Source organism: Acetobacter lambici (assembly GCF_011516885.1).
Taxonomy (GTDB): domain Bacteria; phylum Pseudomonadota; class Alphaproteobacteria; order Acetobacterales; family Acetobacteraceae; genus Acetobacter; species Acetobacter lambici.
The window spans coordinates 1-26,502 of the sequence record NZ_WOTD01000016.1 but is presented as its reverse complement, the minus strand read 5'-3'; the positions used below and the strand labels follow the sequence as shown (position 1 = coordinate 26,502).

The following is a 26,502-nucleotide window of genomic DNA, read 5'->3' as shown; positions in this document are numbered from 1 at the left end:
TCAGGCGGCCCCCTGCCGATTGATCACACGCCCGTTTTGCAGGTCTATCCGCCGCCCCTTGAACATATGGGCGGCTGCCGAATGTGTTGCCAGAATAACCGTGCGGCCAACGGCAAGCCGTTGCAGGCTTTCAAAAACGCTTTTTTCGGTTGCGGGGTCCAGATGCGCCGTGGGTTCGTCCAGCAACAGAACCGGCGCGTTTTTCAGGTAGGCACGGGCAATGGCAATACGCTGCGCCTGACCGCCAGAAAGGCCAAACCCACCTTCGCCGATCTGTGTATCCAGCCCGTCGGGCAGGGTTGGCAAAAACTCGTCCACTGCGGCAGAACGCAGGGCACTGGCCAGTTCCCGCTCATCTGCATCGGGTTTGGCGAACAGAATGTTGTCGCGCAGTGACCCCGCAAACAACACGGGTTTTTGCCCGATCCATGATACCACGCGTGAGAGCGCATCGGGCACGATGCTCTGCAAGGGAGCGCCATTGAACAGGACGCGCCCGCTCTGGGGCGTAATAAAGCCCAGCAGCAGTTCCATAATAGTCGACTTACCCGCACCCGAAGGGCCTGCCAGCACCAGCGTTTCCCCCGCAGGCACGGTAAAACTGACATGTTCGAGCGCAGCACCGCGTGCGGGATCCCACGTAAAGCCTACATCATCAAACGCCACCATCACGCCGTTGGCGCTAACGGTTCTGGCCCCATCCAGCACTGGCCGCTCCGTGACTTCGGGCAGGTCCAGTATGGCGGTCGCAGCGCCCTGCGCATGTGCCCGGTCCTGATAGGCCAGAGCAAAACTACGCAGGGGAGCAAAAAATTCCGGCACGGCCAGCAGGGCAAACAGACTGGCAATCACAGTCTGCTGCAATGCGGGAGAAGGACCACTTGCCTGCATGGCCAGCGCCTGCCGCCCATCAAGCACCGCAAGCAGAATAAACGCGACAACCATGGCGCAGTCGATTGACGCGGAGGAGAGAAATGCAACCCGCAGCACCTTCATGGTGCGCACACGCAGTTCTTCTGCGGCATCACCCAGACGGCGCGTTTCATCCTCTGTCCGGCCAGCCAGAACAATGGTGGCGATACCTTTGATACGGTCCAGAAAGCGCGCCTGAAGGCGGGTCATGGCCAGGAACTGGTTGCGTGAGGCTACGGCCGCACCAATACCAAACACAGCCTGCCCGACAGGCACCGCAATACCGCACAGCCCCAGAATAACAGCTGCACGCGGCTGCAAAATGCCAACAGGAAGCAAAATAACAAGCGGAGCAGCCATCCACAGAACGGAGGCAGGCACCCAGCGGCCAAAAAAGCCATCCAGCGCTTCTATGCGGTCCACAACAACAGAAGCCAGTACACCGCTATGCGTACGGCGCAGAAGGGCAGGACCACCAGCCAGAATGGACGCCATGACCTCCCCCCGCAAACGCCTGCGGGCGACAATACCAGCCCTTGCGGCTGCCACATCTGCCTGAATCATGCAAAGAGCACGTAAAATGGCCAGAGCCGGAAACAGCAGGAAAGGCCAAGCCGGAAACCCGGCTCCCTGCCCACCTGCATGCCAGCCCACAAGGGCATGCCCAAGAACAACAGCCACACACCAAGCCTGCCCAATACCAGCAAGACTGGAGAGCAGCCCGGACCCAACCACTGATCGTGCTGCCTGACGACCAAGACGCGACTGGAGGCGCGTCCAGTTACGTATTGCTGCTTTCTCGTTACTCATGACAGACAGCGTTTATACTGCTCCGCCAAGGACGCAACAGTTTAGATCGCCACTCCCCGCTGCGCATAAGGCATGCCAGCGTTCTGCGGCTTCCCTCGGATCAGGGGTTTTCCGCTTTATCCATGTGCATGACCAGAGTGAACAACACGCCGTCTTTTCCGCTATAGCTCAAAGATGCCTTAAGCTGTCTGGCAAAACCGTGAATAAGTTTAAGCCCGATCCCCTGCGTGCCAGAGGCCGGGTCGAACGAGCAGCCGATGCCATTATCGCCAACACTCAGCGTGACCAGATTACCATTTTTTGTCAGGCGCACATGAATAACGCCCATCCGGCCGTCGGGAAATGCATATTTGATCGAGTTTGTAACGACCTCGGTCACGATCAACGCCAGCGGCACAGCCTGATCCGGGTCCATCCAGAAACTGTCTGACTCCACCTGTAGGCTGATGCGCCCTGCATCCGCCTCCCCCGCGACATGGAAGGTCTGCTCACACAAATCTTTTAGGAATACAGCCATATTCAGACTGGTCAGAGAGTCTTCCGCATAAAGCGTGCGGTGCAGCGTTGCCAACGCACGGATTCGGTCCCGCGCCAGAGCAAACTCCGCCTTGACCTCCGGGTGGGCGATCTGGTTGGCCTGAAGATTTAAAAGAGACGCGACGATCTGGAGGTTATTCTTCACCCGGTGGTGAATTTCCTTCATCAGAAGTTCCTGATGCGCCATGGCCTTCTTCAGCCTTGCCTCATGCCGGGACAAGCGCTGGGTCGCACGTGTGAATGCCTGCCCCAGACGTTGGAGTTCAAGCGGCATGGTGCGGGTGACACGCCCGTCAAACACCCCCTCCATCTGCCATTTACGCACGGAATATGTCAGCCGCCGCAAGGGCCAGACCAGCACGATATTAGCAGCCAGCGTAACCCCGACCAGACCAGCAGCAAGCAGGAACAGCAGCGCCGCAATCTGGAACACCATAGCCCGCAGGGCATCGGCCTCTATGGGGGTGCGCTGGGTTGAAACAAAAATATCCGCCCCACCGCCAATCCCCCCCAGCGCGTACCCTCCCTGCATGGACGGAAGGGACACAACGGACCGATCGCTTTTTTCGAGCTTTTCCTTCAACCGGAACACCAGGTCCGGTGGGGGCTGCTCCCAGTTACAGTTGGTGCAGACGGGAAAAAGCTCCCCATCATGCATGAGAAGCCATGCCTGAACGGGGTTTGTGTCATCGGAAAAGGCCTCCCACCCCGAGGCTCCGCCCAGATAGGCGCGTGTGCGCGAAATTTGCAGTATGCCAACCAGATAACCGTGTGCTTCCGGCTCGGCCAAAAAAGCAGCAGGAACGGTGATGCGCAAAAATGCTCCGTTATCTTCCCCACCACCACTTTTTTGTACGGCCTCCATGACCGTGGCGTTAATGCGCGCAGGTGGGGTTAAGGTCCCGACTTCCGCGCAGGAGCGACCGGAGGGGGAGACAGAATCGAGTTTTTGCCCTTTTTCATCCAGCACAGCCAAAAAGCAGTATCGCTGCCCGCTAATTGTTTCAGCCAGCCTGAGCGCATGCACGATCTGGTCGTGTGTCAGGTCCATGTTGCCGATTGTTTCGAGCGCACTGCGCAGGCGGTCTGTATCGTGCCGGAACTGCTGGTCCAGCCGCATAATGGCCGCAACGGCGCGCTGCGCACTGCCGACCCTGACTTCCTGATAATTACGAAGGGCGAGAACGGCGCCAATGCTCAGAACGGGAATGCCCGACAGGCAGATCAGCACCCGCATGCGAGCACTTGTGGTGATAAACACCCGCCCCAAACCGGACATAAGCAGGCCGCCAAGACGCCGGATGACCTGCCCCACCGGGGAAAATACAGACAAACGGCTCAGTCCTGCTTGCTCCGGTCTTCCTCAATCAGCTTTAAAAGCTCTTCGGGCACAGGTTCATTCACAACGTCATCAAAAAGCTGGTGCAGGCCACGCTTCAGCCAAACATCAAAAGCCTGATCCCGAGACTGCCTGCCTTTGCGGGGGGGAGCGCCGTCCATACTCTTTCCCATTCCGAACCTAGGATCCTGCCATTGTTTGTCTGACGCCGCTGCATGCGGGGCGGGCAATTCATCCCCGACAGACCTGCATCTTTCAAGCTCAGCGTGCGCCATGTTCAGACTACAGCAGCGTTCATGCTAGAGGACTCCGGGCGCGCGGCACCAATGGTTTTTGCAGCGTTTGTGTGCACACGTCCGCTTTTTTTACGACCAGCCGCCTCGGACACGGATTCTTCTCCAGTTAACCAAGCTTCAAGCTGACGCCGGGCACGGAAAACCCTGCTTTTGGCCGTACCAACCGCGCAGCCGGACATGTCCGCGAGTTCCTGATAGCTCATTCCTTCAAGAACCCCCAGCACCAAAGCTTCCCGCTGGTCGTCTGGCAGCCGTGCAAGTGCTGCATCCAGCTCCATCAGGGCAAGCCGGTCATCATGCCGGGCGGCCACGGCCAGCATGGACTGGGGCGCATCATCAATATCCGTGGTTTCACGCTTTTTGCGTAAGTCGGAAATAAAGCGGTTGCGCAGGATACGGTGCATCCATGCGCCAAAATTGGTGCCGGGGATAAAACTCTGCTGAGCGGCCAGCGCGTTGCATACAGCATCCTGCACCAGATCCTCAGCGGCGGTGCGGTTGCGGGTCAGGGCCAATGCCTGCACGCGCAGCTTGGGCAGGATGGCGATGACCTGATCGTGGAATAACGAGGCTGTCATTGTTTTTACTCCGCTCTTCTTCCGTTTAAGGGAGCAATGAACAAGACCCCGGCAAGGTTACATGGAGGTGCATTTTTTGTAATCACGAAAACGAGAGCGCGCCCCATCCAAGGTTACCCGCCCTCCCCCGCCTGCTGCTGGGCCAGTTTGTGCAGCATGGTTCTGGCGCGGGACACGCGCGCCTTGATAGTGCCAACATCCACCTCGCAAATTTCGGCTGCCTCCACATAGGTCATGCCCTGCGCACCAATCAGCACCAGAGCCTCACGCAGCAGAGGGCTCAACTGCCAGAGCAGAACCTCCAGTTCATGCACTTCCTGCCGCCCATCGGCGGCAGAGGCCGCGCGCAAGGGGGGCTGTTGCTCGTAATGGGCCAGCACCTCACGCTCTTTTTTGCCGCGCCGCCGCTGTTCAAGAAAAAGATTGCGCAAGATGGTAAAGCACCACGCCTTGAGGCTACTGCCCGCCTCATACTGCGCCATACGGTCCAATGCGCGCAGAACAGTCTCCTGCACCAGATCATCAGCCATGGTGGGGTCGCGCGCCAAAAAGCGGGCAAAGCCGCGCAAAGACGGCAAAAGTGCGAGCAATTCCCCCCTAAAGGTGGGGCGCACGTCCTCATGATCGGGATTTGGTGTGTTAATCAGGCTTCATCCCCTTTCGGCAAACGCCGCTCCGTGGCATCATTGCCTTACCGTATGTTTTTATCATGACCTAATCATAAGGAGATTTGTCATGTCAGAGTCACTGCGTGACGGGCTGATCCGGGCTCTCCCTTATGGCAGACGTTATGCACGCGCCCTGACTGGCAACCAGCCGGAGGGCGATCTGCTGGTGGCACAAAGCCTGAGGGGGCTGACATCACAACCTCCGGCGGAAGGGTTTACGCCCCTGCTCCAGCTCTATCAGGCAATCTCGCGCCTTTATGGCATGGACGAAACGCATAGAAGCACGCAAGGGCCAGGCCTTTCCCCCGTACAGCGGCAGTTGCTGCTGCTGACCACGCTGGAAGAAATTAACGTGGAGACCGCAGCCCGCATTATTGGCCTGCCCAACGACCATGCGGCGCAGGAGCTGGAAGCCGCCCAGAAGCAGCTCCACAAAGGCGTGCAGACATCGGTCCTGATTATTGAGGACGAGCCGATTATTGCCATGGATATCGAACTTCTGGTCATGCAGTGTGGTCACAAGGTTGCAGGCGTTGCCCACACGCAGGCCGATGCCGTCCAACTGGCCGCACAAACCCGCCCCGGGCTTATTCTGGCGGACATCAACCTCGGACCCGGGGGGGATGGCATGGCCGCAGTGGCAGAAATTACAGCAACATTCAAAGTTCCAGTCATTTACGTAACCGCCTACCCCGAAAGACTGCTGACGGGCGAAAAACTGGAACCCTGCTTTGTTATTACCAAACCGTTTGACCCCTTAACCCTTGCCGTTGCCACCTATCAGGCCGTAAGCAGTATGGGTGTAGCTCAGACCTGATCTGTTGGGTAAAAAGCTGCCAGAAACCTTGATCGACTTTATTCTGGAACGGCTCAATCTGTTATGGCGCTCCCCCCCCTACTTCATTTGCAGGATATTACCCTAACCCTTGGCGGCAAGCCGCTCCTAGACGGCGCGGGATTTGCTGTTGGCAAGGGGGAGCGCGTCTGTCTGGTCGGACGTAACGGATCTGGCAAATCCACCCTGCTCAAAATCGCGGCAGGCATTATCCAGCCTGATGCGGGCAGTGTGTTCCTCCAGCCCGGCGCATCCCTGCGCTACCTGCCGCAAGAACCCGACCTGAGCGCATTTGCCACAACGGCCGATTATGTTGCCGCCCAGATTGCCGACCCCAACATGGAATGGCGCACCGGCCCCATGCTGGACGCTCTGGGCCTGACGGGCGAGGAAAGCACAGCCCACCTCTCGGGGGGGGAAACACGGCGTTGCGCCATTGCAGGCGTGCTGGCCGCCGCACCCGACATACTGTTGCTGGACGAACCAACCAACCATCTGGACATGCCAACCATTGAATGGCTTGAGCGCGAGTTGCTTAGCCTTGGCTCGGCCATGATCATGATCAGCCATGACCGGCGGCTGCTTTCCACCCTGTCTCGCTCCGTTGTCTGGCTGGACCGGGGCATCACCCGCAGGCTGGATGAAGGGTTTGACCGCTTTGAATCCTGGCGCGAGGAAGTGCTGGAACAGGAGGAGCGTGACGCGCACAAACTGGACCGCCAGATCGCGCGGGAAGAAGACTGGATGCGCTACGGCGTAACAGCCCGCCGCAAGCGCAACGTGCGCCGCGTGCGCGAACTGGCCGCTCTGCGCACCGCCCGAAAAGACGCCGTGCGTGCACCGGGCACCGTAACCCTGAACGCTCAGTCCGCCTCCACCTCCAGCCGTCTTGTGGCTGTGGCAGAGGATGTGAACAAAGCATGGGGCGACAAATGCGTTATTCATAACCTGAACCTGCGCGTCCTGCGCGGGGACCGACTGGGCGTTGTGGGGGCCAACGGTGCGGGCAAAACAACCCTGCTGCGCCTGCTGACCGGGGGCGACCAGCCCGACAGCGGCACCATTACCCTCGGCCCATCGCTGAGCATGGTCACGCTGGACCAGCAGCGCCGCTCCCTTAACCCCGAGCGCACACTGGCCGAAACCCTGACCGATGGTGGGGGCGACATGGTGCAGATCGGGGACGAAAAACGCCATGTTATTGGCTACATGAAGGATTTTCTGTTCCGCCCGGAACAGGCGCGCACACCTGTTAGCGTCCTGTCTGGTGGGGAGCGTGGCCGCCTGATGCTGGCCTGTGCGCTGGCCAAGCCGTCCAACCTGCTTATTCTGGATGAACCGACCAACGATCTGGATCTGGAAACGCTAGACATTTTGCAAGATATGCTCAGCACCTACCCCGGCACGGTCCTTCTGGTTAGCCATGACCGTGACTTTCTGGACCGCATAGCCACGTCCGTTCTGGCGGCCGAAGGCGCGGGCGCGTGGGTTGAATACGCAGGGGGCTATAGCGACATGCTGGTCCAGCGGAACCTGCAACCGCTGGAAACATCACCTGTTGTCCCTGTATCCGAACCCGCAAAGCCCCGGGAACAACCCGTCAGACAGGCGACCCGCAAGCTGAGTTACAAAGACCAGTATGCGCTGGACAACCTGCCACTGGAAATGGAAAAGCTGGAGACCAAGGCCACCACACACCGCGCCAGCATGGCCAACCCCGACCTTTACAGCAAGGACCCCAAGGCGTTTGACCGGCACTCTGCAGAACTGGGGAAAATCGAGGCAAGACTGGCAGAATGTGAAGAACAGTGGCTTGAACTGGAAATGAAGCGTGAAGCATTATCGGCTGAGTAAGCCGCCAGTGTCCGCCCTACGCAGCACCGCAAGGTGACTTTGCACTCTTGATGACTTGATAATCGCAGGCATGATGACAAAGCCGTCCGACACGCCCAGACCTTCTGCCGGACCATGGGCAAGCGCGCTCCGGTCGTTACTACGCAACCGCTCCGCACTTGCCTCTTTTGCTGTTCTCGCCCTTATTGTTCTGGCATGCCTGTGCGCGCCGTTTTATGCTCACCACATTGCCCATACCGACCCGTTTGTCTCCAACGTAGCAGGCACCATTGTGCTGAACGGGCAGGAAACAGACATTATGCAGCCCAACGACAACCCGCTGCATCTGGGGCTTAGCCCCATTGGGCCAACAGGCAGCACCACCTACCTGCTGGGGGCGGACAGTCAGGGGCGCGACATTATGGCCCGCCTGCTCTACGGGGGGCGGAACTCACTGCTTATTTCCTTCAGTGCTGCGGTCCTGTGCCTTGTCATGGCCGGGGTGGTGGGCATTAGCGCCGGTTTTTTTGGCGGTATAACAGACATGGTTCTATCCCGGCTGATGGATATTATGTGGGCGGTGCCGGTTTACCTGTTCGCCATATCGCTCTCCATTGTCACAATCACCTCGGGCCTGCGGATTGGGCCGTTTGTCATAGAGGCCGATAACCTGCTTATTCCCATTGTGATTATCGCACTGGTCTATGTACCCTATGCCGCACGCCCAGTGCGTGGGCGGGTTATTGCGCTGCGTCAAGCCGAATTTGTAACAGCAGCCAAATGCCTGGGGGTGCCCCGCTGGCGAATTGTGCTGCGTGATATTCTGCCCAATGTCAGCACAACGCTGGTCGTTATGGGGCCATTGCTCATGGCTATGGCGCTTCTGGCGGAAAGTGCGCTGTCCTTTCTCTCCATTGGGGTGCAGGCACCTGCTGCATCATGGGGGACAATCATCCTTGATGGTGAAGGGCTGATATACACCCGCCCCATGGTCGCCATTGCCCCCGGCCTGGCTATTGTGGCTGTTGTGCTCGCCCTGAACATTCTGGGCGACGGACTACGCGACGCGCTGGACGTGCGCGACACATCCCGGCGGGAATGAAAGGACGGACAGACCATGATCATGCCCCTCCTGCGCCGTCTGGGTCAGACGGTTTTTGTTCTCTTCGGCATTTCCGCTCTGGTGTTTACGGTTTTTTTTGCAACTCCCGGAGCCGACCCGACCGCACGCATTGCAGGCCGCAACGCAGCCCCCCAGACCATGGAAAAAGTCCGCAAAGAATATGGTTTTGACCGCCCCCTGCCCGTGCAATACGCCATTATGATGAAAAAACTGTTCATCACGCGTGATCTGGCAAGCTATGCCAACCGTGGTGAACTGGTCGTGCCAGAGATCATGCGGGCAGCCCCTGTTACCCTCTCCCTCGTAACCGGTGCTGCTATCATATGGGTGGTTCTGTCCATTGCCATGGGGGTTATTGCCGCCGCGTTCAAAGATTCATGGATTGACCGTGGACTTATGATTCTGGGACTGGTTGGGATTTCCATCCCCGTTTTCTGGCTTGGTCAGGTTGTCAACCTGATCACCCAGAACCGTTACCATGATACATGGCTGTTCTCCTGGGTGCCGGGGCTGGGCTATGTGCCATTCAGCCAAAGCCCGAGTGGCTGGTTTTTGGCGCTGGTTATTCCGTGGTGCGTGCTCGCGGTCATGTTTGTTGGTATTTACAGCCGGATTTTACGCGCAGACCTTGTGGCCATTATGGGGGAAGACTTCATACGCACCGCCCGCGCCAAAGGGCTCTCTCCCACCCGCGTGCTGCTCCGCCATGGCCTGCGCACGGCACTGATCACATTTGTCTCCCTCTTTGGCATGGATTTTGCCCAGCTTGTGGGAGGAGGCGCTTTGCTGACGGAAGTCGTATTTGGTCTACCCGGTGTTGGCCGCTTGACCTATCAGGCGCTGAACAGCCTTGATCTGCCCCTTATTATGGCAACGGTCATGTATTCCGCGGTATTTGTGGTGCTGGCCAACGCCTTGGTGGATGCAGCCTACCTCTTTCTAGACCCGAGGGTGCGTGATGTTGGCTAACACACCCGCTCCCCCCCTGCTTGAAGTACGTGACCTGTGCGTAAGCTTTACGTCACGCGGGCAGGTTATTCCTATTGTCGAGAATATTTCCTTCAGCATTGGCGATCGGGAAATTCTGGGGCTGGTGGGGGAGTCCGGTTCGGGCAAATCCATAACCGCCATGGCCCTGATGGGGCTGATAGACGCACCCGGTGTGCACGTTACCGGCTCCGCCCGCTTTAGGGGCCGGGACCTTCTTGCCTTACCGGACAGGCAACTCCGCGCTCTGCGGGGGCGGGAGGTCGCCATGATCTTTCAGGACCCGATGACCGCCTTTACACCGGTCTATACCATCGGCTGGCAGATTGATGAGCAGTTGCGCGTCCACCAGCGCCTCTCCCGCAGGCAGGCCCGTGCGCGCACGGTGGAACTATTGGGAGAAATGGGGGTACCAGACCCTGCCAATACCGCCAACAGATACCCTCACCAGCTTTCTGGCGGGTTGCGCCAGCGCGCAATGATCGCCATGGCGCTCTCATGCAACCCATCGCTCCTGATCGCGGACGAGCCCACCACTGCGCTTGACGTAACCGTGCAGGCCCAGATTCTGGAACTCATGCGTAACCTGCGCACAACCTATGGTTCCTCGGTTCTGCTGATCACCCACGATATGGGCGTGGTGGCCGAAACATGCGACAGCACGCTGGTCCTGTATTCTGGCCGGGTGGCGGAAACCGGGACAACGCGGGACCTGTTCGCCCACCCCCAGCACCCCTATACGGCGGCCCTTCTGGCCTCCATCCCCCCCATGAGCGGCCCACGCCCAGACCGGCTACCCGCCATTCCCGGAGGACCACCCCAGCCTATGGAGCGCCCCGTAGGCTGCGCCTTTGCGCCACGCTGCGCACATACGCATGCGACTTGCCTGCCTGCCCCGCCTCCACGATTTTGCACCGTCGGGCCGGGCCATACCGTTGCCTGCGTGCTGCCAGCGGAGGGAGCACCCCTGCCCCCACGGTCTGGCTCCAGCACATCACCCGTTTTATGAGAAGCCCCATGCGTTCCGTGCCCCCAAACGAGCAGGCGGCAAACGCCCCAACCGCCCCCCAGCCTCTGATGGCGGTCAGGGACGTGTATAAAACCTACACGTTAAAAAAGGGGCAGACCCTAAAAGCGGTCGACGGCGTTTCCTTCACCATCATGCCGGGCGAAGTTCTTGGGCTTGTCGGAGAGTCAGGCTGCGGTAAATCCACACTGGGGCGCTGCCTGCTGCGCCTGAGCGATGTCTCCGCCGGGCAGATTGTATTTGAAGAGCAGAATATAACACACCTGCCCGAACGCACCTTACGCGCCCTACGTCCGCGAATGCAGATGGTGTTCCAGGATTCCTATGCATCCCTCAACCCCCGCAGACGCATTGGGGACCTGCTGGCCGAACCCTTGCGGGTACACCGCACACCCGAGGGCACCAGACGGAACTCCGCCACCATAGCACACAGGCTGACAGAACTTATGGAACTGGTCAGCCTGCCCCATACAGCACTTGAGCGGTACCCACACGAATTTTCGGGCGGGCAACGCCAGCGCATTAACATTGCCCGCGCGCTTGTCCTTGCTCCCCGCCTTATTGTGGCGGACGAACCTGTCTCGGCTCTGGATGTTTCGGTTCAGGCGCAAATTGTAAATCTGTTTGCTGATTTACAAAAACATCTTGGCCTGACCTATGTTTTTATTGCCCATGACCTTGCGGTCGTGCGCCAGATTTCCACCCGCGTTGCGGTCATGTATCTTGGCGTGATTGTTGAGTTGGGCGAGACAGATACCGTTTTGCACAATGCAGCACACCCATACACCATTGCGCTAACGCAGGCCGTGCCCCGCCCGGTTGTAGGAGCAGCACGGCCAGCCCCCTTACGGGGCGAAATTCCAAGCCCGGTTAACAAACCATCCGGTTGCCGTTTTCATACACGCTGCCCGGCCGTGCAGCCCCGATGCCAGAACGAAGCACCTGCCTTAAGGCAGATTGCCCCCGGCCATGAGGTCGCCTGCCATTATCCTGTTTTAAAATAACGTAAGACGTGTGTTTTCCACACGCCTTACGCAAAGTCTGTTTAATGGTGAGGGGGTTTGACGGCCACAACCTCAATTTCCACCAACCAGCCGGGATTGGACAGTTGCGCTACGGCAAAAGCGGACCTGACCGGCAGATTGGGCTGATCTTTGGTGCCAAAGAACTTTGTATAGCTTTGCATCATACCATCAAAATCCAGTTTTTTGGTCTGCGCATCCGCAACCATAAACACATGCATCTGCACGACATCGCCCATACCCAGACCCATATTTTTGAGAATATCCCTGATACGTTTAAGGCTTTCCTCCGTCTGAGTAACCATGGAACCATAGGCAGCCACGCTTTTGGCGGGAGCCGCAGGGTTGGTCACGGGTGAACCAATGCCGCTAACGTAAACGGTGGAGTAGCCAGCAGGCACCTCGACGGCAGAAGCAATGGGGTATGATGGTTCGTTCTGCCTGACAACGCCATTCTGGGCCTGTGCGGGCACACATGCCCCCACGGCAGCAAGCCCTACAGCGGAAAACATGGTGGAAACTGCAAAAGTTTTGAGCATACGCATAAGATTACTCCGCTTCGGGTGTCAGATGCAGGCGCATAAAAGCCACGTCTGCGGGGTTGAGTGGGTCTTTGTAGTCATTCCCAAAATGTGTGCGAATATACGCAACAACATCGGCAACCTGCCGGTCATTCAGCATGCCAGAAAACCACGGCATGCCACCATAACCATTGAGAATAACGGTTGCGGGGTAACTGGCAATCTGCAAACGCGGATTGTGTGCAAGTGCTGGAATGCGCGCACCCGCTCCAACTGCCCCCAGCCCATCCGCCATATGACAACTCTGGCATATATGCCGGTAGACGGCCTCCCCCGATGGCATATCCACCATTTTGGTCGTAGCCGGTGCGGCACTATCCGCACGCGCGGCACCAGATATTACGAAGGCAAACATGGCTACGGAAAAAAGAAAGATCTTACGCATTATGCAGCCCCCAACGCGCGTTTATGCAGCCTTGTAACCGCATCCAGCGCGGACAGAACCGCTCCTTCCTGCCAGCATCCCACGTAAGAGGCATGCTCCCCGGCCAGAACCACACGCTGGTCAACCGCGCACAGGGCTTGATAATGCGTTTTCCGCGCCTCCTCACTCCACAGGGCGCAGCATCCTAACGTCCATGGGGTACGGCTCCAAGCATAGCTTACACCGTTAAGGAATTCCTTGCGGTATTGTGGATGAAAAGCCAGTCCTTGTTTTATGCCCTTCTCCAGCCGTTCCTGTGGCGTCATGCCCGCAAAGTCATACGCTGCGGGGCCAAACATATACCCCCCCAGCAGGACCGCAGGCCCTTTGGAAAAAATACCATGACTTGGGTAGGACACCTGACTGATCGGCTGGTTCGTAAAACTGATCCCACCGTAAATCTTGTCATCCTCCTCCCAGAACCGCCGTTTGAACTCCAGCCCGAGCTTGACGGAGGACCCGTAAGGCACGGCTGCTATGGCTGCCTTCATGCCATCACTGACCTGCACATCAAGTTGTGAGAGAATGGAAAGGGGTATGGTGCAGACACAATAATCCGCTCTGGCATGGCGTACCGCGCCAGAGTGCCCCATATCGTTATAGGTAACGCTCACGCCACTGTTGTCCTGATGAATGGCGGTTACCTTGCAGTTCAGGTGGATCAACCCCGGTAGCTGTCTGGCAAAGGCCTTGCCAATACTGTCCATCCCCCCCACTGGCTGGAACATGGTTGTCTGCATATCCAGCCGCTCGTGGAAAGCCATCCAGTTCCACATTCCGGATTTCCAGATTTCATCACGGTTCATCAACTCAGAGGGAACAGGTGCGCCATCTGGGCCACCGCCCTGCGGTTTTTCAAAGCCACGGCGGAGTGAACTGAGTGTGCCTTTGGTATATTGCAAGTCTGGCGTAAGTGCTCCCCAGCCCCGCATGGCGTTTTTCAGGTAGGCCACTTCATCCGCACTAACCAAATCATCTAGTTTGTGCTGATCTACCGCTTTGGCCAGAAGTTCCGCCGTAAACCCCGTAAAATCAGCCGCCAGTTCCCTGTAACGCACGACCTTGCCGCCAAAGAAACCGGTCGAATGGAGCCAGCTATTATGGTTAAGCTCAATAAACGGCTCCAACTGCACGCCAAATTCGCGGCAATAATGCAGCAAAGCCTGATGGTGGTAGGGAATACGCCACGGGCCGGGGTTAAGGTAGTTACCCGCAGCAAAGCCAACTTTTTGTGTAGCCCCACCCAGTTCGGCTACCGTATCCCCCCCACGCAGGCTGATGTTGCGCCCACCACTACGGGTCTGGAACTCAAGGACCTGAACGTCATAGCCAGCCTTGCGCAATTCGTACGCACTGAGCATTCCCGCAAGACCAGCACCCAGAACCAGCACAGATGTGCCCGGCTTTGCACCGGACAGATTGGGGGGACCTGAAAAATCCGTTCCCATGGCATGCCCCATGCTGGTCATGGCCTGATAAAGAGCCGCACTCCCTGCCAGCGTGCCAATACGCCCCAAAAGCTGCCGACGTGTCTGTAAGGGAGCGTGTGATGGACCTGCCATTGCGTATTCCTGCTTTATCTTCCACCCATGGTTCCATACGCAAAGAACCGGAACGCATGCGAAAGCCGTTTGAAATAAAGGCGGTTATCTTCTATTTGAAAAAACAGTTCTCACCCGGAGCTTCTGCGTTTGCAGACTATGTGCGAAGGCAGGAATGACAGGGAAAGGACCTGTGAAGGTAGGTCTTTTCCATAACCATGCTGTATTCATGCTGTGCGTGGATCGCATAGTCGGGGCTCCACCAAAAAATGTTACTTTACTCCCCGTAAACCATTCCGGAATAGGAACAAAGATAAAAACAGGGTGCGGACGCATCTTTGGTACAAGAGCGCTGTCTAGGCGCGATAAACGATTATTCCTGCTTATGTTCGAACTAAAACCGTTGCAAACAAAGGAATTATAGTTGGCAGCACGCCACTATACTGAAATCCCCTGCCCTTTGCGGGCAAATGATGAGCCTATTCCCATGATCTGGCGGTATTTGACAACGGTGCGTCTGGAGACCCGAAACCCCTGTTTTTCCAGCACCTCCACCAATGCATTGTCGGAAAGAGGGTTGTCCGGTTTTTCTTCCCGCACAAGCCTGCGCAGGCAGGCTCGGGCCGCCGCCGCCGCACGGGGGGGCGACTGCCCACCACGACCGACACCTGCGGTAAAAAAGTAACGGAGCGGCAAAACCCCATCCGGCGTGGAAACATATTTATCCGCCACCAGCCGACTGACCGTACTTTCATGCACCTGCATGTCCTGTGCGATCTGGAGCATGGTCAGGGGGTGCAGGGCTTCTACCCCCCGGCTCAAAAAATCTGGCTGGCGTTCCAGAATTTTTTGCCCAAGTAGCACAAGGCTTCTGCGCCGTCTGGCTACTACGTTCAAAAGCCAGCGTGCATCTGCGATCCATTCCTTCACCTGTCCGCGTTCACGCACACTCAGGCGCGAGGAGAGACGGCCGCGCAACTCCGTATTCAGCATAAGGCTCTGCGCACGGTCCGCGTAGGCAAAAACCCGCCATTGCCCCTGTCCGTCCTGCTCAACACGCAACTCCGCCTTACGCAGCAATGCAGGTTCGACCGCCTGCCTACAGTATGGGTATGGCTCCAGCCGTTGCAGTATCTGGAGCATCTGCTCCAGTTGCCGCGCACTTACACGACACACACCCGCAAGTCCGGCCCGGTCCCCTTTGACCAGACGACCAAGATTGGCCAGCAGTCTTGTAAAGGCTTCGTCCAGCAATCCTTCATCATCAAGCTGCACGGCAAAACATTCGGCAACAGACAGCGCCCCCACGCCCACGGGTTCCAGCCTGAGCAGGTACTGCCGGGCCTCCTCCACGCAGGCACGCGCTACCCCCCGGCTCTGGCTGAATATGTCCAACGTAGCAGAGGACAGTCGACCGTATTCATCCACCTCTTCCAGCAGCAGAGCCGCCAGACGGCATAACCATGTTGGCCTGACGGAAAGAGCAATCTGGCGGAGTAGCTGTTCCTCAACCGACGCCTCTGCCGCCACCAGCCGTTCAGTCTCGTCCTGCGTGGTGGGCACGCCCGAGTGGACGGGATAACTGGCTGGCTGGTCAAACTCCCAGTCTGGCTGTTCCAGAAACGGGTTCTGTTCCACCTGCTGGGCTATATAAGCTTCCATATCAGGCTGAGGCAGACGCAGCAGCCTTAGGGCTTCACGCATTCTGGGTGTTACGGCAACGCCTTGTTTATGGCGGACCTTCTGCTCCAGAACCGGGCGCATAATGGGTGGTCAGGTCCGTGTATGGGGCGCAGGTACAATAACCTCCGCCCGTCTGGCTGCGGCTTTGTCCCACACAAAAGCGCCAGCCCACAATGCCAGAAAAACCGCCATGATCGCACTGCCCAGAAGAGGGAAATGCTCCGCCAGCATGGAAGCAAGACCCACCAGGGAGGAACCTGCCACGCCATCCTCCCCCAGACCCGCGGCATACTCAGTCGCCCCGACCCCTATGGCGGCAAGGGCTGAAACACTGGTTATGACCAGATTATAAATCTGGCGGCGGGTACGCGTTTGCGCGCTCCAGCCGTAAGCGCGCATCATCAGCACGGCATCAAGCGTGTCTATGGCGGACATGCCTGCAGTAAACAGCAACGGAAACATAAGAATACCCACAAGCCCAAGCCCCTGAGCACTCTGGGCCGCAGCCAGCCCCAGCAGCCCGACCTCGGTTGCCGTGTCAAACCCCAGACCAAACAGAAAACCAAGCGGATACATCTGCCATGAGCGCCCGATAAGCCTAAAAGCCGGGGCGAACAGCCGCGCCATTATTCCGCCAGACACGGTATCGGGCATATCCGCCTTGTTGCGGAACAACCGCCATTGCCGCCCCGCCGCATACACATTGTACCCCGCCATGAGGAACAGAAAGGTTACGGACACAGCCGAGCCAATACTGCCGCCCACAAGGTGCCAGCGCTCCAGCCAGTCATGCGTCGGTAAAACCGTCAAAAACAACACGGCAATGCACACAACAGAGGAGTGCCCTAACGAAAAGAACAGCCCCACCCCCAATGGAGAGCGCTCCGCAACCATAAGTTTGCGGGTGACCAGATCAATCGCCACAATATGGTCCGCGTCCATGGCGTGGCGCAGCCCGAACACCCATGCCAGCAGAGCGGATGCCAAAAGTGTTGCATTCCCACCAAAGCAGACCCAAGCAGCAGTCCATGCAAACGCATTAAACAGCAGCAAAGCCGCAAGCAACCAGTAACCCTGCGCGTACCGTGCCGCCAGAACGGCCCTGCTCGGCAACCATAGTTGGTCTTGAGCCAGAAAGGACGGGTCTTGCCGCATATCAGCAAATCCTTGGCAGTTGTTCCCCTGATGGCATGGTCAATACCCGTGCGCCACCAAACTCGTTAACAATATGCACAGCCCCCTGCCCGGCAGCACTGGCCTGCAACGTGCCGATAATGGCGGCATTGCGCCCCAACGGGTGACCTTGCAGGGCCGCAAGCGCGCGCGCAGCGTGGCTGGCAGGGACCACGGCCACCAGCTTGCCCTCATTGGCTAAAAACAGCGGGTCCAGCCCCAGTATTTCGCACACGCCCTCTACTTCGGGATGAACGGGCAATGCCGCCTCATTCACCGTGACAAGCACATTACTGGCCTCTGCCAGTTCGGTCAGCACGCCCGCCACACCTCCACGCGTGGCGTCACGCATGCAGCGCACATCTGGCACTGCGCACAGCAGTGCATCCACAAGGCCATTCAGGGGCGCACAATCACTTTGCAGGTGTGTTTGCAGCGCCAGATCACCGCGTGCGCACAAAATGGCGGCCCCGTGGTCCCCCAGTGAGCCATTGACCAGCACAACATCCCCCGGTTGGCCTGCGGCAATGCTGATATTGTGTTCAGGGCGGATAACCCCTACGCCACTGGTGGTAACAAACAGCCCATCACAGGCATGGCGGGGCACCACCTTGGTATCCCCCGTTACAATACTCACACCAGCCTGAGCCGCACTTTGGGCCATGGCCTCCACAACCCGGCGGAGCACGGCAAGTTCCAGCCCTTCCGCCAGAACAAAGGCAGCAGACAGAGCAACAGGGCATGCGCCCCCTACAGCCAGGTCATTCACCGTGCCGCACACGGCAAGCGTGCCAATATTGCCACCGGGGAATTCGAGCGGTTCCACCACAAAGGCGTCGGTTGTAAAGGCCAGTCTGTTTCCCTGCTGCGCAAGGGCTGCCAGATCCAGCCGTGCCTGATCCTCCTGCGGAGCTAGCGGGTCTTGTGCAAAAGCCGCCAGAAATACCTCTTCAATTAAGGCGCGCATGGCGCTGCCACCGCCCCCGTGCGCCAGCGTAATGCGGCCATTTGCACCAATCCCTGTTAAAGTGCCGGGCATTATGCCGCCTCCCCCACGCCATGATATTCGTAATAGGCTGCACAGGCCCCTTCGGACGAGACCATGAGCGCGCCAGATGGATGATCTGGCGAGCAGCCACGCCCAAACGCCTGACATTGCGGGGGTTTGATCCGCCCTGTCAGCACATCTCCGCAACGACACTGTTCCAGATCAGCCAGATGGTGGGGTTGCATGGCAAAACGCTTTTCCGCGTCAAACTGGCTCCACTCTGGCCGTAATTGCAGGCCGGACCCGGTAATCTGGCCAAGGCCGCGCCATTCGCACGCCTGCCGGACCTCATAAACCCGGTCAATCGCTGCCATGGCCGCCGGGTTACCCTGCGCTGCCACCACGCGCGCGTACTGGTTTTCCACACACGCCTGCCCTGCCTCGATCTGGTTAAGCACCATCAGCAGGGATTGCAGAATATCCAGTGGTTCAAAGCCCGCCACAACCAGTGGGCGTTTGAAATCCTGCGCAATAAACGCATAAGGCTGCGTGCCGATCACCATGGAAACGTGACCAGGGCCAATAAACCCATCCACGTTAAAATCGGGCTGCTCCAGCAGGGCACGCAACGTGGGAATAATGGTAATATGCTGGCAAAGGATGGTAAAATTACTTATTTTTTCCGCATTAGCCCGCAAAACAGTCAGTGCTGTGGAGGGGGCTGTTGTCTCAAACCCCAATGCAAAAAAAACCACCTGCCGCTCCGGGTTGGCTCGTGCAAGGGCCAACGCATCGAGCGGAGAATAAACCATGCGCACATCCGCGCCTGCGGCACGGGCCTGCAAAAGACTGCCGCTGCCACCGGGCACACGCATGGCATCCCCAAAGGTGGCAAAAATCACATCGGGCCTGTGGGCTATGCCAATGGCGTCTTCTATCCGCCCTTTGGGCAGCACACACACCGGGCACCCCGGCCCGTGTGCGAACTCGATATTAGCCGGAAGCCGCCGGTCCAGCCCATACCGAAAAATCGTGTGGGTATGCCCCCCACAGACTTCCATGACCGTAACGGGGCTTGACCGGGTGCGGCCTATACGCTCCGCAACCTGACTGATCTGTGCCAGAAGCGCTTCCGCCAGATGGGGGTTGCGGAACTCCTTTACAAACTGCATGGCTCAGGCCTGAGCACTGGTGCGCATGGCGTCCAGCTCCCCAGCCAGTTCATCCATGCTGGCAAGCAGACGCAGGGTTTCGCGCGCTTCGGTCTCGTCTATCCGGCTCATGGCAAAGCCTACATGCACAAGCACCCATGTACCCACAAGTTCTGCCAGTGGTTTGCCCTGCTGTGCAACACACAGCACATCGACCTGCCTGCGCACGCCAGAAACATCCACCTCGGCCAACATGGCCTGCTCATCCACAATGGCCGTTATCTGGCCGGGAATACCGAGACACATTTCAGGAATTTCCCTTCTGTAAAGTCTGTTTCCCCGCATCGGGTACAATGCCGTAGCGCTCGATCTTGGCCCGCAACCCCACGCGGGAGAGGCCCAGTTCACGCGCGGTCAGGCTTTTGTTCCAACCACACCGGGCGATGGTTTCCATCAGCACATTGGCTTCCAGCGCGTCCATGCGCTCCTGCAAGGTGCCACCATCATGCACCACGGGGTCCGCCACGGCCTGTGCCTGAATGGCCTGCGGAACTGGCTCCGCCCCCATAACCACGGGGGATAACAGGTCCAAGCCCAGACTATCGCTTTCAGCCAGAACCAGCATGCGTAAGATTTCGTTCTGTAATTCACGCACATTGCCCGGCCAGCCATATTGCACCAGCACATCCAGCACCCCCGGAGCAAAGCCGCGCACATGCCGCCCATGGCGGGCACAGGCTGCATCCAGCAGATGCTGCGCCAGAACGTGAATATCCGCAGGTCTACTCCGCAGGGGAGGAATGCTCAGAACCATGCCGGTCAGGCGGAAATACAGATCCTCGCGGAACCGGCCTGCCCTGACCTCCGCCCGCAGGTCCCTGTGCGTTGCGGCCAGCACGCGCACATCCACCCGCGTGGTTTCGTTCGTGCCCAGAGGGCGGAATTCGCCTTCTTGCAAAAAACGTAGGATCTTGACCTGAAAAGCGGGAGAAATATCACCAATTTCATCCAGAAAAAGCGTGCCGCCATCAGCTTCTTCCACCAGACCACGGCGGTTTGCATGTGCGCCGGTAAAAGCCCCCTTGCGGTGGCCAAACAATTCAGATTCCAGCAGGTCGTCGGGAATAGCGCCACAATTGACGGCAACAAATGCACCGGCACTGCGCTGGCTTGCGTAGTGTACCGCACGGGCAAGCAGTTCCTTGCCTGTGCCGGTTTCTCCTTCAATCAGCACAGGAATATCAAACACCGCTGTTTTGGCGGCCTGTCGACAGACATCGCTCATCGGGCTGGCAGGGGTGCGGATAATGGCGTCAAAATGGTAGCTACCCGCCACCCGCTCACGCTGCTGGCGCAAACGCCCCTCCGCCACGGGGGGAGCCAGCCTGAGTTCGAGAGAGAGGCGCTCGTATTCCCGCTGCATGGCAAACAGCTGCGTGGCATTGCGTGCAGCCAGTAAAAGCTGGTCCGGGTGCCACGGTTTTGTAATATACTGGTAAATACCCGCCTGATTAATGGCATCTATCATGTCATCCGGTTCTGTATAACCGGTGACAATCATGCGGACGATATCTGGCCAGCGCGCACGGACATCGGCCAGAAATTCCACACCGCTCATGCCCGGCATACGCTGGTCGCAAAAAATGGCGTGAACCCAGTTGTTTTCCAGTAACGCGCGGGCCTGCTCCACGTTTGTCGCGCTCAGAACCTCAAATTCCTCACGCAGGATGCGCGCAATAACCTCCACGGAGCGTGGTTCGTCATCAACAACCAAAATGCAGGCAGGCGTTACCACGATATGCTTACTCCGCCGCGCGTAGCATGTCCGCACGGGCCTGTGCCTGTGCCGCCAGTGCATGCAGCAGCGCGCGGCGCTCGCCCTTCAGCCAGTCCAGCCATTGTGGCATGCCCTGCCCATTGCGGGTGGAAACATGCAGGATCTGTGCCTGCGGGGCTACGCGTTTTATGTTTGCCTCCAACACCTCAACATTCACATCCAGATGCGGGAGCAGGTCGGTCTTAGTAAGCAGAACCATGTCTGCTTTTTCAAAAATATCCGGGTATTTAAGGGGTTTATCCTCGCCTTCCGTAACGGAAAGGAGGGTCACGCGTCGCTTTTCCCCAAGATCAAAAGCCGCCGGGCAGACCAGATTGCCAACATTTTCGATGAACAGGATACCACCCATGTGCACACCAAGATGCTCCACGGCGTGGCCAACCATGTGCGCATCCAGGTGGCACCCCTTACCGGTATTGATCTGGATAGCTGGCGTGCCTGTTGCGCGAATACGATCGGCATCATGACTGGTCTGCTGATCCCCTTCAATAACCGAACAGGGAATGGCGCCTGCCAGTGTTTTGAGTGTTTCCACCAGCAACGTAGTTTTGCCTGCCCCCGGGCCTGCCAACATGTTGAGCGCCAGACTGCCATCCTGCGCAAAGCGGGCACGGTTGCTGGCTGCGTAAGCATCGTTCTTGGAGAGGATATTGCGCTCGATTTCCACCATGCGCGCCTGTGACAACCCCGGCGCATGTGAACGCGCAGGGCCGTTGCCGTAGTTCAGGTCGGCATGCGCGCCCTCCCCTTCATGCGGGTGGGGGTGAGGGTGATCGTGCCCATGGTCATGCGGGTGGTCGTGGGCATGACCATGGGAATGCTCCGCGCCATGGGGGTGGGCGTGATCACCGCCCTCGAACGTTGCACCATCACCGCTACAGCCACATGTTGTACACATCAGATTACCTCCATGTCTTTCAGCCTTATTTCCGTCCCGCCCGTAGGCTGGAGGCGCACACCCGCGCATATGGGGCAAGGGTCCATGCGATTGTCGAGTTCCACGGTCTGCCCGCAATCAAAACACCATGCGCTACCGGGCACGACATCAAAGTCCAGTCTGGCACCTTCGGCCAGTGTGCCACGCGCTACGACCTCAAAGCCAAAGTGCATGGCGGGCAGTTCCACCCCGGCAAAACGCCCGACCTCCACCCGCACACGGGTAACCTTTGTAAAACCTTCACGTTGCGCGCTTTCCTCGATCACGCTTATCAGGCTCTCACACAGGGACATTTCATGCATGCTGTGCCGCCTCCACCGTAACAGGGACACAAGGGTTAAGTGCCGCCAGAACACACTCAACCGTCACCTTAGCGCAGCCCGAACGCAGGCGGGAGATGGCCTGACGGAAAAGCCCATCCTGAGCAACATGCCACAAGGTGGGAGATAAAATCTGGTAATCCGTGATCAGACCATTATGCACCTGCGCCACATGGACCAACATGCCACGCGCGGCACGCGCCACCCCCACCCCGGCCCCCAGACCGGCCAGAAAAGAGCCAACGCGATCAGGTATGCTCCCCATCCGCCCTTCCAGACAGACCAGAAACTCCAGCATCCGTGCAACAAGCCGCGCAAACGGTGGAACACCCTCCGGCCCGACCAGTGCCTGCATGACCGGATAATGCGCATAATCAGGCCATATGCTGGCATCATACGCCATAACAGGCCCGCCCTGCTCGCGGTCATGCCTCAGCCATGCCTGTATGGCCTGTGGGGTCAGGCCACACATTGTCACATCCGCCCCCGCCCCCTCCAGCGCGGCATGGCAGCGGTTGAACAATTTGGGCAGAAAAGCCGCGTTCTCCGCCACCCCGCCTGCAAGCCATGCTGCAAACGCTGGTGCTGCCATATTGGCAATGGGCGTAGCCGAACCCGTAAGTTCCTTGACCAAAGACGCCCCGGCCTCACGGTTATGGAGCACTTTGCACAGGCTCTCGCGCTGTGGGGGCAAGCCCAATTGCGCAGGCAATGTGACCAGCAACGCCAACGCGTGGTCCTGCAAAATTTCATCCTGCATGCGCGCAGGATCAAACGCGGACTGCCCTGCCAACCCCAAGGCCCGCGAACTGGCCTCCAAATGAGCAACCCGGCACAGGCTGAACACCCGCCCGATCAACGCCAGAGCCTGTTCTGGCTGCAAACCAGCACATAACAACCCGGCATCCACCACATTATGCGTACGGACACCCCATGGCTGGCCATTCTGCCCCCCATATAAGAGAAGTCCGCCGATCATACCCCGGCCTGTCTGGCTGACGGCCCGACCAGAAGGCTCCTGCGCCCCATGGCAGGTTCTGGCGTTGGCTGTTCCGCCTGCACGGCAACTGGTTGGGGGTTCAGGGCCGGGTCCAGCAAACCGCGTACGGCCGCCTGTGCCGTATCGGTCGCCTGCAACATGGTGGTAAAATTGAACACAGGTGAGAACAGCGAACACGCCCAATAACCGGGCAGCGCCTCGGCCCCTCCATCACGCAGGGCGGCGGTGAACTCGTACGAACCGGATGGAAAATCCAGTAGCTTTTTACTGCCTGAGACCACGCCCGACCAATCTGCCCCTACGCTGGGGACCACAATCAGATTCATAAACCAAGGGGTCAACAGCGCCCCTACCAGTTGTTCCTCAAATGTGCAGAACCCTACGGCCTTTACATTCAGGGCCTCGTTCACAAACGGCAGGCCCCGCATTTTGCTGGCATAAATATCGGCAAACACACCTTCCAGCGTCTGGGCAAACCTGCTGGCGGGGCTTTGCTCCATGGAGTGTGCCCCATCGCGGTGCAGGGGCGTGGCTGGGGTAGCGGGGACTTCCGCCCCAACTGCGGATGGCATGGTGGAGGCGGAGACCACCATAAACTGGTCCTTTGCACCGTCACACGTCGGGCAGCGCCAATAATCCGGCAGGCTGGCAAAAGGCGTATGCGGGGGCACCTGCCATACAACGCACCCCTCTGCCGGGTCATAGACACTCCAGCAGATTTTGCACTCCATGATCGCATCATCAGGAAGACGCGTGGCATCACCCAGATACGAGCCTTCAAACCGGGGGGTGTGGCTGCTCATGCCCCCACACCCTGCTGGCTGGCACTTTCCGCACGCAAAACGGTGCAGATTTCGTGCAGGCGGATTGCGGAATCCGCAATATCCTCCGGTGCCGCGCAGGCGACCTCCGGCACGCAGGACACCTCGATCGTGTCCAGAATAAGCGTGTCCATGGAATTAAAATACCGCACACGCCAGACATGAGGTGTGGCTGTTGCCTCTATCCGGCAGTTACCATACCCGCGTGACAGAATGGTCAGCCGCCCCCGGCCCAGACAACTCTCCAGCATGTCCATATCCTCGGGTGTGTGCGGTAGCAGGCTCAGGTTTACAACATGGGGGCTGCTCTGGGGGTGCCAGTTCTCGCTTTGCTCAAACAGTTCAGTCAAAATAGCCGGAGCGTTCACTACCCCGTCTCTCACACCGGCGGCCACATCGGGGCGGCTACGTTTTGCGGGGAACGCACGCGCCACAAGAGCTTTGGGAAAAGCCGAAACCTCCACCTGCTCACGCACATCCTGCCCATGCGGGCCACCATAGGCTCGCAAGGACCATACGCCCGCAAACACGGTTTCCTGCACTTCCACCAGTCCTGCGGTGTCTTCCAGTCTGGCGGAGACCTCTCCCTCACCCAGCGCGTCATTAACTGCCGCGGCGGATGCGGGAGCCAGATCATGCCTGGGCAAAAGGCAGGCATCCCCTTCCTGCCAGGCCTGCGCCTGTTTTTGCAGGTTTTCCAAAAATGTGAGTGTTGCAGCCATAATGGCCGGGTCCTCAATTTCTGGCACATGTGGTTCGTACACAGTAACGCCCGAGGGCATGGCCAGATAATTCAGCTCCTCATCTGCCTGCCCAATCTGCGACCCCGGCCCAAACCCTGCGGGTGGGAACATAAAAGACGCGCTCATGCTACAGGCTCCCCGCTCTGTGTGGCGGGCGAGGCAAAAATCACCCCAAATCTGCTCACATAGGTCTCCCAGTCCCGCATACGCGAAATACTGGTTTTGACCTGCCCGTTTTCCAACAACACTAGAGCCGGGAGGGATATATCGCCATCATTGCGAACCAGTGCCGCCTCAAGCGTTGCATCGGCTACGGCACCGCCAATCGGCTGCGCGCCCTGCAAGCTTGCGGCCCCCAGTTGCAGCAGGTCTGGCAAAATGGCCGCCAGATCAGGTGTTTCCAGATGTATTCTGGAATGGCTGGGCAGCAAAAGCAGCACAAAACCTGCTCCTGCCTGCTCCAACGTGTGCAGGACGGGCATGCCATGCCGGGTTGTAAGGCCTTTGACCAGTGGCAGTTCCAAGACGGACATATCGTGTTCAGGCCTCCGTAAGCCCTGCATCAAATGCAGCCTGTAGGTGGGGGGGAAGGCGTGGTGGTGCTGCACACAGGTCTGCAAACCCGCTGGTTACGATCTGCTCTGCAGTGCCACCATCGACCTGCGTTGTTGCCAGTGTGGCAAGTGCATGCAGGGCATCCTGCAATTTTTGCGCCTCCACCGGCTCCATGCGCGCACGGGCCATGCCCATAAAAACCAGCAGGTAGTCCCCTACCCGCGTATCGGGCACCAAAATGGTATCGACCTGCTCCTGTCGGGCGGGCTGTTGTGTGCCCGTGCGTGGTTCAACCGCACAGAGCGCCATGCTGCCATCGCAGTGAAGCACTTTCATTGGCATGCCCAGACACATGTTTACACCCCTCTGCGCGCTAGAACGCGCTCATCCCCGTAACGGCAGGCCATCTCCTCGGATGGGCGGCCCTGCTCGTAGGCTTTGCGGGCCACGGCCTGTGTCATGACCCCCGCACCCGGTTCTGGAGCGTTTTGCAATGGGGTCGGAACCACGCCACAGCGTTGCGCTAGCAGGTCCAGCACCATGCGCACGGCATGGGGCACCTGCTCGGCCACGGCCTTGGTCAACCCGCCGCCATAGTCCTGCATAGTCACGGGTTGCACACCCACCAGATGAATGGCGCGTGGCGCATGGCCGCGCAGGTCCAGCAATGCTACGGCGTGTCGTCAGTTAAGCCCTGAGTATGGTACGTGAGGGTTGTACTTTCCGGCGTCCTGTGCTGACTGTTTTTCTCGCTTTGAGGGAGGCAGACGAATGCGACGCT

At 58.6% G+C, this 26,502-nt stretch carries 28 protein-coding genes; 6 read left to right on the top strand and 22 right to left on the bottom strand.

The features are described 5' to 3' along the window. From cydD to GOB86_RS08760, 5 genes are all read right to left on the bottom strand, one after another. The gene (cydD, locus tag GOB86_RS08780; RefSeq protein ID WP_165991965.1) at positions 1-1,722 is read right to left on the bottom strand and encodes a thiol reductant ABC exporter subunit CydD; all 1,722 of its coding nucleotides are present in this window, start codon (positions 1,720-1,722) and stop codon (positions 1-3) included. 100 nt (positions 1,723-1,822) lie between these two features. Then, complete coding sequence (locus tag GOB86_RS08775; RefSeq protein ID WP_165991995.1) at positions 1,823-3,496, bottom strand: histidine kinase dimerization/phosphoacceptor domain -containing protein; 1,674 nt, start codon at positions 3,494-3,496, stop codon at positions 1,823-1,825. A 101-nt stretch (positions 3,497-3,597) separates the two neighbouring features. Then, positions 3,598-3,759 (bottom strand): NepR family anti-sigma factor, encoded by a 162-nt coding sequence (locus GOB86_RS16065; protein ID WP_231945768.1) that lies wholly within the window; start codon positions 3,757-3,759, stop codon positions 3,598-3,600. A gap of 116 nt (positions 3,760-3,875) precedes the next feature. Beyond that, the gene (locus GOB86_RS08765; protein WP_165991964.1) at positions 3,876-4,472 is read right to left on the bottom strand and encodes a sigma-70 family RNA polymerase sigma factor; all 597 of its coding nucleotides are present in this window, start codon (positions 4,470-4,472) and stop codon (positions 3,876-3,878) included. Positions 4,473-4,585: 113 nt separating this feature from the next. Next, positions 4,586-5,086 (bottom strand): sigma-70 family RNA polymerase sigma factor, encoded by a 501-nt coding sequence (locus GOB86_RS08760; RefSeq protein ID WP_338421521.1) that lies wholly within the window; start codon positions 5,084-5,086, stop codon positions 4,586-4,588. 121 nt (positions 5,087-5,207) lie between these two features. Between GOB86_RS08760 and GOB86_RS08755 the strand changes: the two genes are divergently transcribed. The 6 genes from GOB86_RS08755 to GOB86_RS08730 all read left to right on the top strand — a co-directional run bounded on the left by GOB86_RS08755 (position 5,208) and on the right by GOB86_RS08730 (position 11,949). Further along, a complete protein-coding gene (locus GOB86_RS08755) occupies positions 5,208-5,957 on the top strand; it encodes a response regulator (protein ID WP_165991963.1) in 750 nt (249 codons plus the stop codon). Between the two features lie 63 nt (positions 5,958-6,020). After that, positions 6,021-7,829 carry an ABC-F family ATP-binding cassette domain-containing protein gene (locus tag GOB86_RS08750; protein ID WP_165991962.1) on the top strand — a complete coding sequence of 603 codons (1,809 nt, stop codon included), beginning with the start codon at positions 6,021-6,023 and terminating at the stop codon, positions 7,827-7,829. Between the two features lie 70 nt (positions 7,830-7,899). Beyond that, positions 7,900-8,910: an ABC transporter permease gene (locus tag GOB86_RS08745; RefSeq protein ID WP_408737356.1), complete on the top strand. Its 1,011-nt coding sequence runs from the start codon at positions 7,900-7,902 to the stop codon at positions 8,908-8,910. A gap of 15 nt (positions 8,911-8,925) precedes the next feature. After that, entirely contained in the window at positions 8,926-9,900 is a 975-nt protein-coding gene (locus tag GOB86_RS08740) for an ABC transporter permease (RefSeq protein ID WP_165991961.1), read from the top strand. After that, entirely contained in the window at positions 9,890-10,927 is a 1,038-nt protein-coding gene (locus GOB86_RS08735; RefSeq protein WP_165991960.1) for an ABC transporter ATP-binding protein, read from the top strand. Before GOB86_RS08740 ends, GOB86_RS08735 begins: the two co-directional genes overlap by 11 nt. Before the next feature lie 8 nt (positions 10,928-10,935). Next, positions 10,936-11,949: an ABC transporter ATP-binding protein gene (locus GOB86_RS08730; protein WP_242012571.1), complete on the top strand. Its 1,014-nt coding sequence runs from the start codon at positions 10,936-10,938 to the stop codon at positions 11,947-11,949. Between the two features lie 41 nt (positions 11,950-11,990). Here GOB86_RS08730 and GOB86_RS08725 read toward each other — a convergent pair whose 3' ends face one another. The 17 genes from GOB86_RS08725 to GOB86_RS08645 form a co-directional block, all read right to left on the bottom strand. Beyond that, complete coding sequence (locus tag GOB86_RS08725; RefSeq protein ID WP_165991959.1) at positions 11,991-12,512, bottom strand: RidA family protein; 522 nt, start codon at positions 12,510-12,512, stop codon at positions 11,991-11,993. 4 nt (positions 12,513-12,516) lie between these two features. Further along, on the bottom strand, positions 12,517-12,933 hold the full coding sequence (locus GOB86_RS08720; protein WP_165991958.1) for a c-type cytochrome: 417 nt from the start codon (positions 12,931-12,933) through the stop codon (positions 12,517-12,519). Beyond that, entirely contained in the window at positions 12,933-14,534 is a 1,602-nt protein-coding gene (locus GOB86_RS08715; RefSeq protein ID WP_165991957.1) for a flavin monoamine oxidase family protein, read from the bottom strand. The genes GOB86_RS08720 and GOB86_RS08715 overlap by 1 nt, the downstream gene beginning before the upstream one ends. Before the next feature lie 417 nt (positions 14,535-14,951). Next, a complete protein-coding gene (rpoN, locus tag GOB86_RS08710; RefSeq protein ID WP_165991956.1) occupies positions 14,952-16,277 on the bottom strand; it encodes an RNA polymerase factor sigma-54 in 1,326 nt (441 codons plus the stop codon). A 9-nt stretch (positions 16,278-16,286) separates the two neighbouring features. Next, complete coding sequence (locus tag GOB86_RS08705) at positions 16,287-17,351, bottom strand: HoxN/HupN/NixA family nickel/cobalt transporter (RefSeq protein ID WP_165991955.1); 1,065 nt, start codon at positions 17,349-17,351, stop codon at positions 16,287-16,289. Between the two features lies 1 nt (position 17,352). Then, positions 17,353-18,408, bottom strand: coding sequence for a hydrogenase expression/formation protein HypE (hypE, locus tag GOB86_RS08700; RefSeq protein ID WP_165991954.1), 1,056 nt, complete (start codon positions 18,406-18,408; stop codon positions 17,353-17,355). Next, the gene (gene hypD, locus GOB86_RS08695) at positions 18,408-19,529 is read right to left on the bottom strand and encodes a hydrogenase formation protein HypD (protein ID WP_165991953.1); all 1,122 of its coding nucleotides are present in this window, start codon (positions 19,527-19,529) and stop codon (positions 18,408-18,410) included. Before hypD ends, hypE begins: the two co-directional genes overlap by 1 nt. 3 nt (positions 19,530-19,532) lie before the next feature. Continuing rightward, positions 19,533-19,814, bottom strand: coding sequence for a HypC/HybG/HupF family hydrogenase formation chaperone (locus GOB86_RS08690; protein WP_165991952.1), 282 nt, complete (start codon positions 19,812-19,814; stop codon positions 19,533-19,535). Position 19,815: 1 nt separating this feature from the next. Then, positions 19,816-21,303, bottom strand: a complete 1,488-nt coding sequence (locus GOB86_RS08685; protein WP_253544050.1) for a sigma-54-dependent transcriptional regulator — start codon at positions 21,301-21,303, stop codon at positions 19,816-19,818. 7 nt (positions 21,304-21,310) lie between these two features. Continuing rightward, positions 21,311-22,243, bottom strand: a complete 933-nt coding sequence (hypB, locus tag GOB86_RS08680; protein WP_165991950.1) for a hydrogenase nickel incorporation protein HypB — start codon at positions 22,241-22,243, stop codon at positions 21,311-21,313. Further along, the gene (gene hypA / locus GOB86_RS08675; protein ID WP_165991949.1) at positions 22,243-22,584 is read right to left on the bottom strand and encodes a hydrogenase maturation nickel metallochaperone HypA; all 342 of its coding nucleotides are present in this window, start codon (positions 22,582-22,584) and stop codon (positions 22,243-22,245) included. Before hypA ends, hypB begins: the two co-directional genes overlap by 1 nt. Continuing rightward, on the bottom strand, positions 22,577-23,581 hold the full coding sequence (locus GOB86_RS08670; RefSeq protein ID WP_165991948.1) for a nickel-dependent hydrogenase large subunit: 1,005 nt from the start codon (positions 23,579-23,581) through the stop codon (positions 22,577-22,579). Before GOB86_RS08670 ends, hypA begins: the two co-directional genes overlap by 8 nt. Continuing rightward, on the bottom strand, positions 23,578-24,405 hold the full coding sequence (gene hybE, locus GOB86_RS08665; RefSeq protein ID WP_165991947.1) for a [NiFe]-hydrogenase assembly chaperone HybE: 828 nt from the start codon (positions 24,403-24,405) through the stop codon (positions 23,578-23,580). Before hybE ends, GOB86_RS08670 begins: the two co-directional genes overlap by 4 nt. Further along, positions 24,402-25,292, bottom strand: a complete 891-nt coding sequence (locus tag GOB86_RS08660) for a hydrogenase expression/formation protein (RefSeq protein ID WP_165991946.1) — start codon at positions 25,290-25,292, stop codon at positions 24,402-24,404. The genes hybE and GOB86_RS08660 overlap by 4 nt, the downstream gene beginning before the upstream one ends. Then, positions 25,289-25,699: a thioredoxin domain-containing protein gene (locus tag GOB86_RS08655; RefSeq protein ID WP_165991945.1), complete on the bottom strand. Its 411-nt coding sequence runs from the start codon at positions 25,697-25,699 to the stop codon at positions 25,289-25,291. Before GOB86_RS08655 ends, GOB86_RS08660 begins: the two co-directional genes overlap by 4 nt. Positions 25,700-25,706: 7 nt before the next feature. Then, positions 25,707-26,063 (bottom strand): HypC/HybG/HupF family hydrogenase formation chaperone, encoded by a 357-nt coding sequence (locus GOB86_RS08650; RefSeq protein ID WP_277875465.1) that lies wholly within the window; start codon positions 26,061-26,063, stop codon positions 25,707-25,709. A 14-nt stretch (positions 26,064-26,077) separates the two neighbouring features. Next, complete coding sequence (locus GOB86_RS08645) at positions 26,078-26,389, bottom strand: hypothetical protein (RefSeq protein WP_242012570.1); 312 nt, start codon at positions 26,387-26,389, stop codon at positions 26,078-26,080. Between the last annotated feature and the right edge of the window lie 113 nt (positions 26,390-26,502).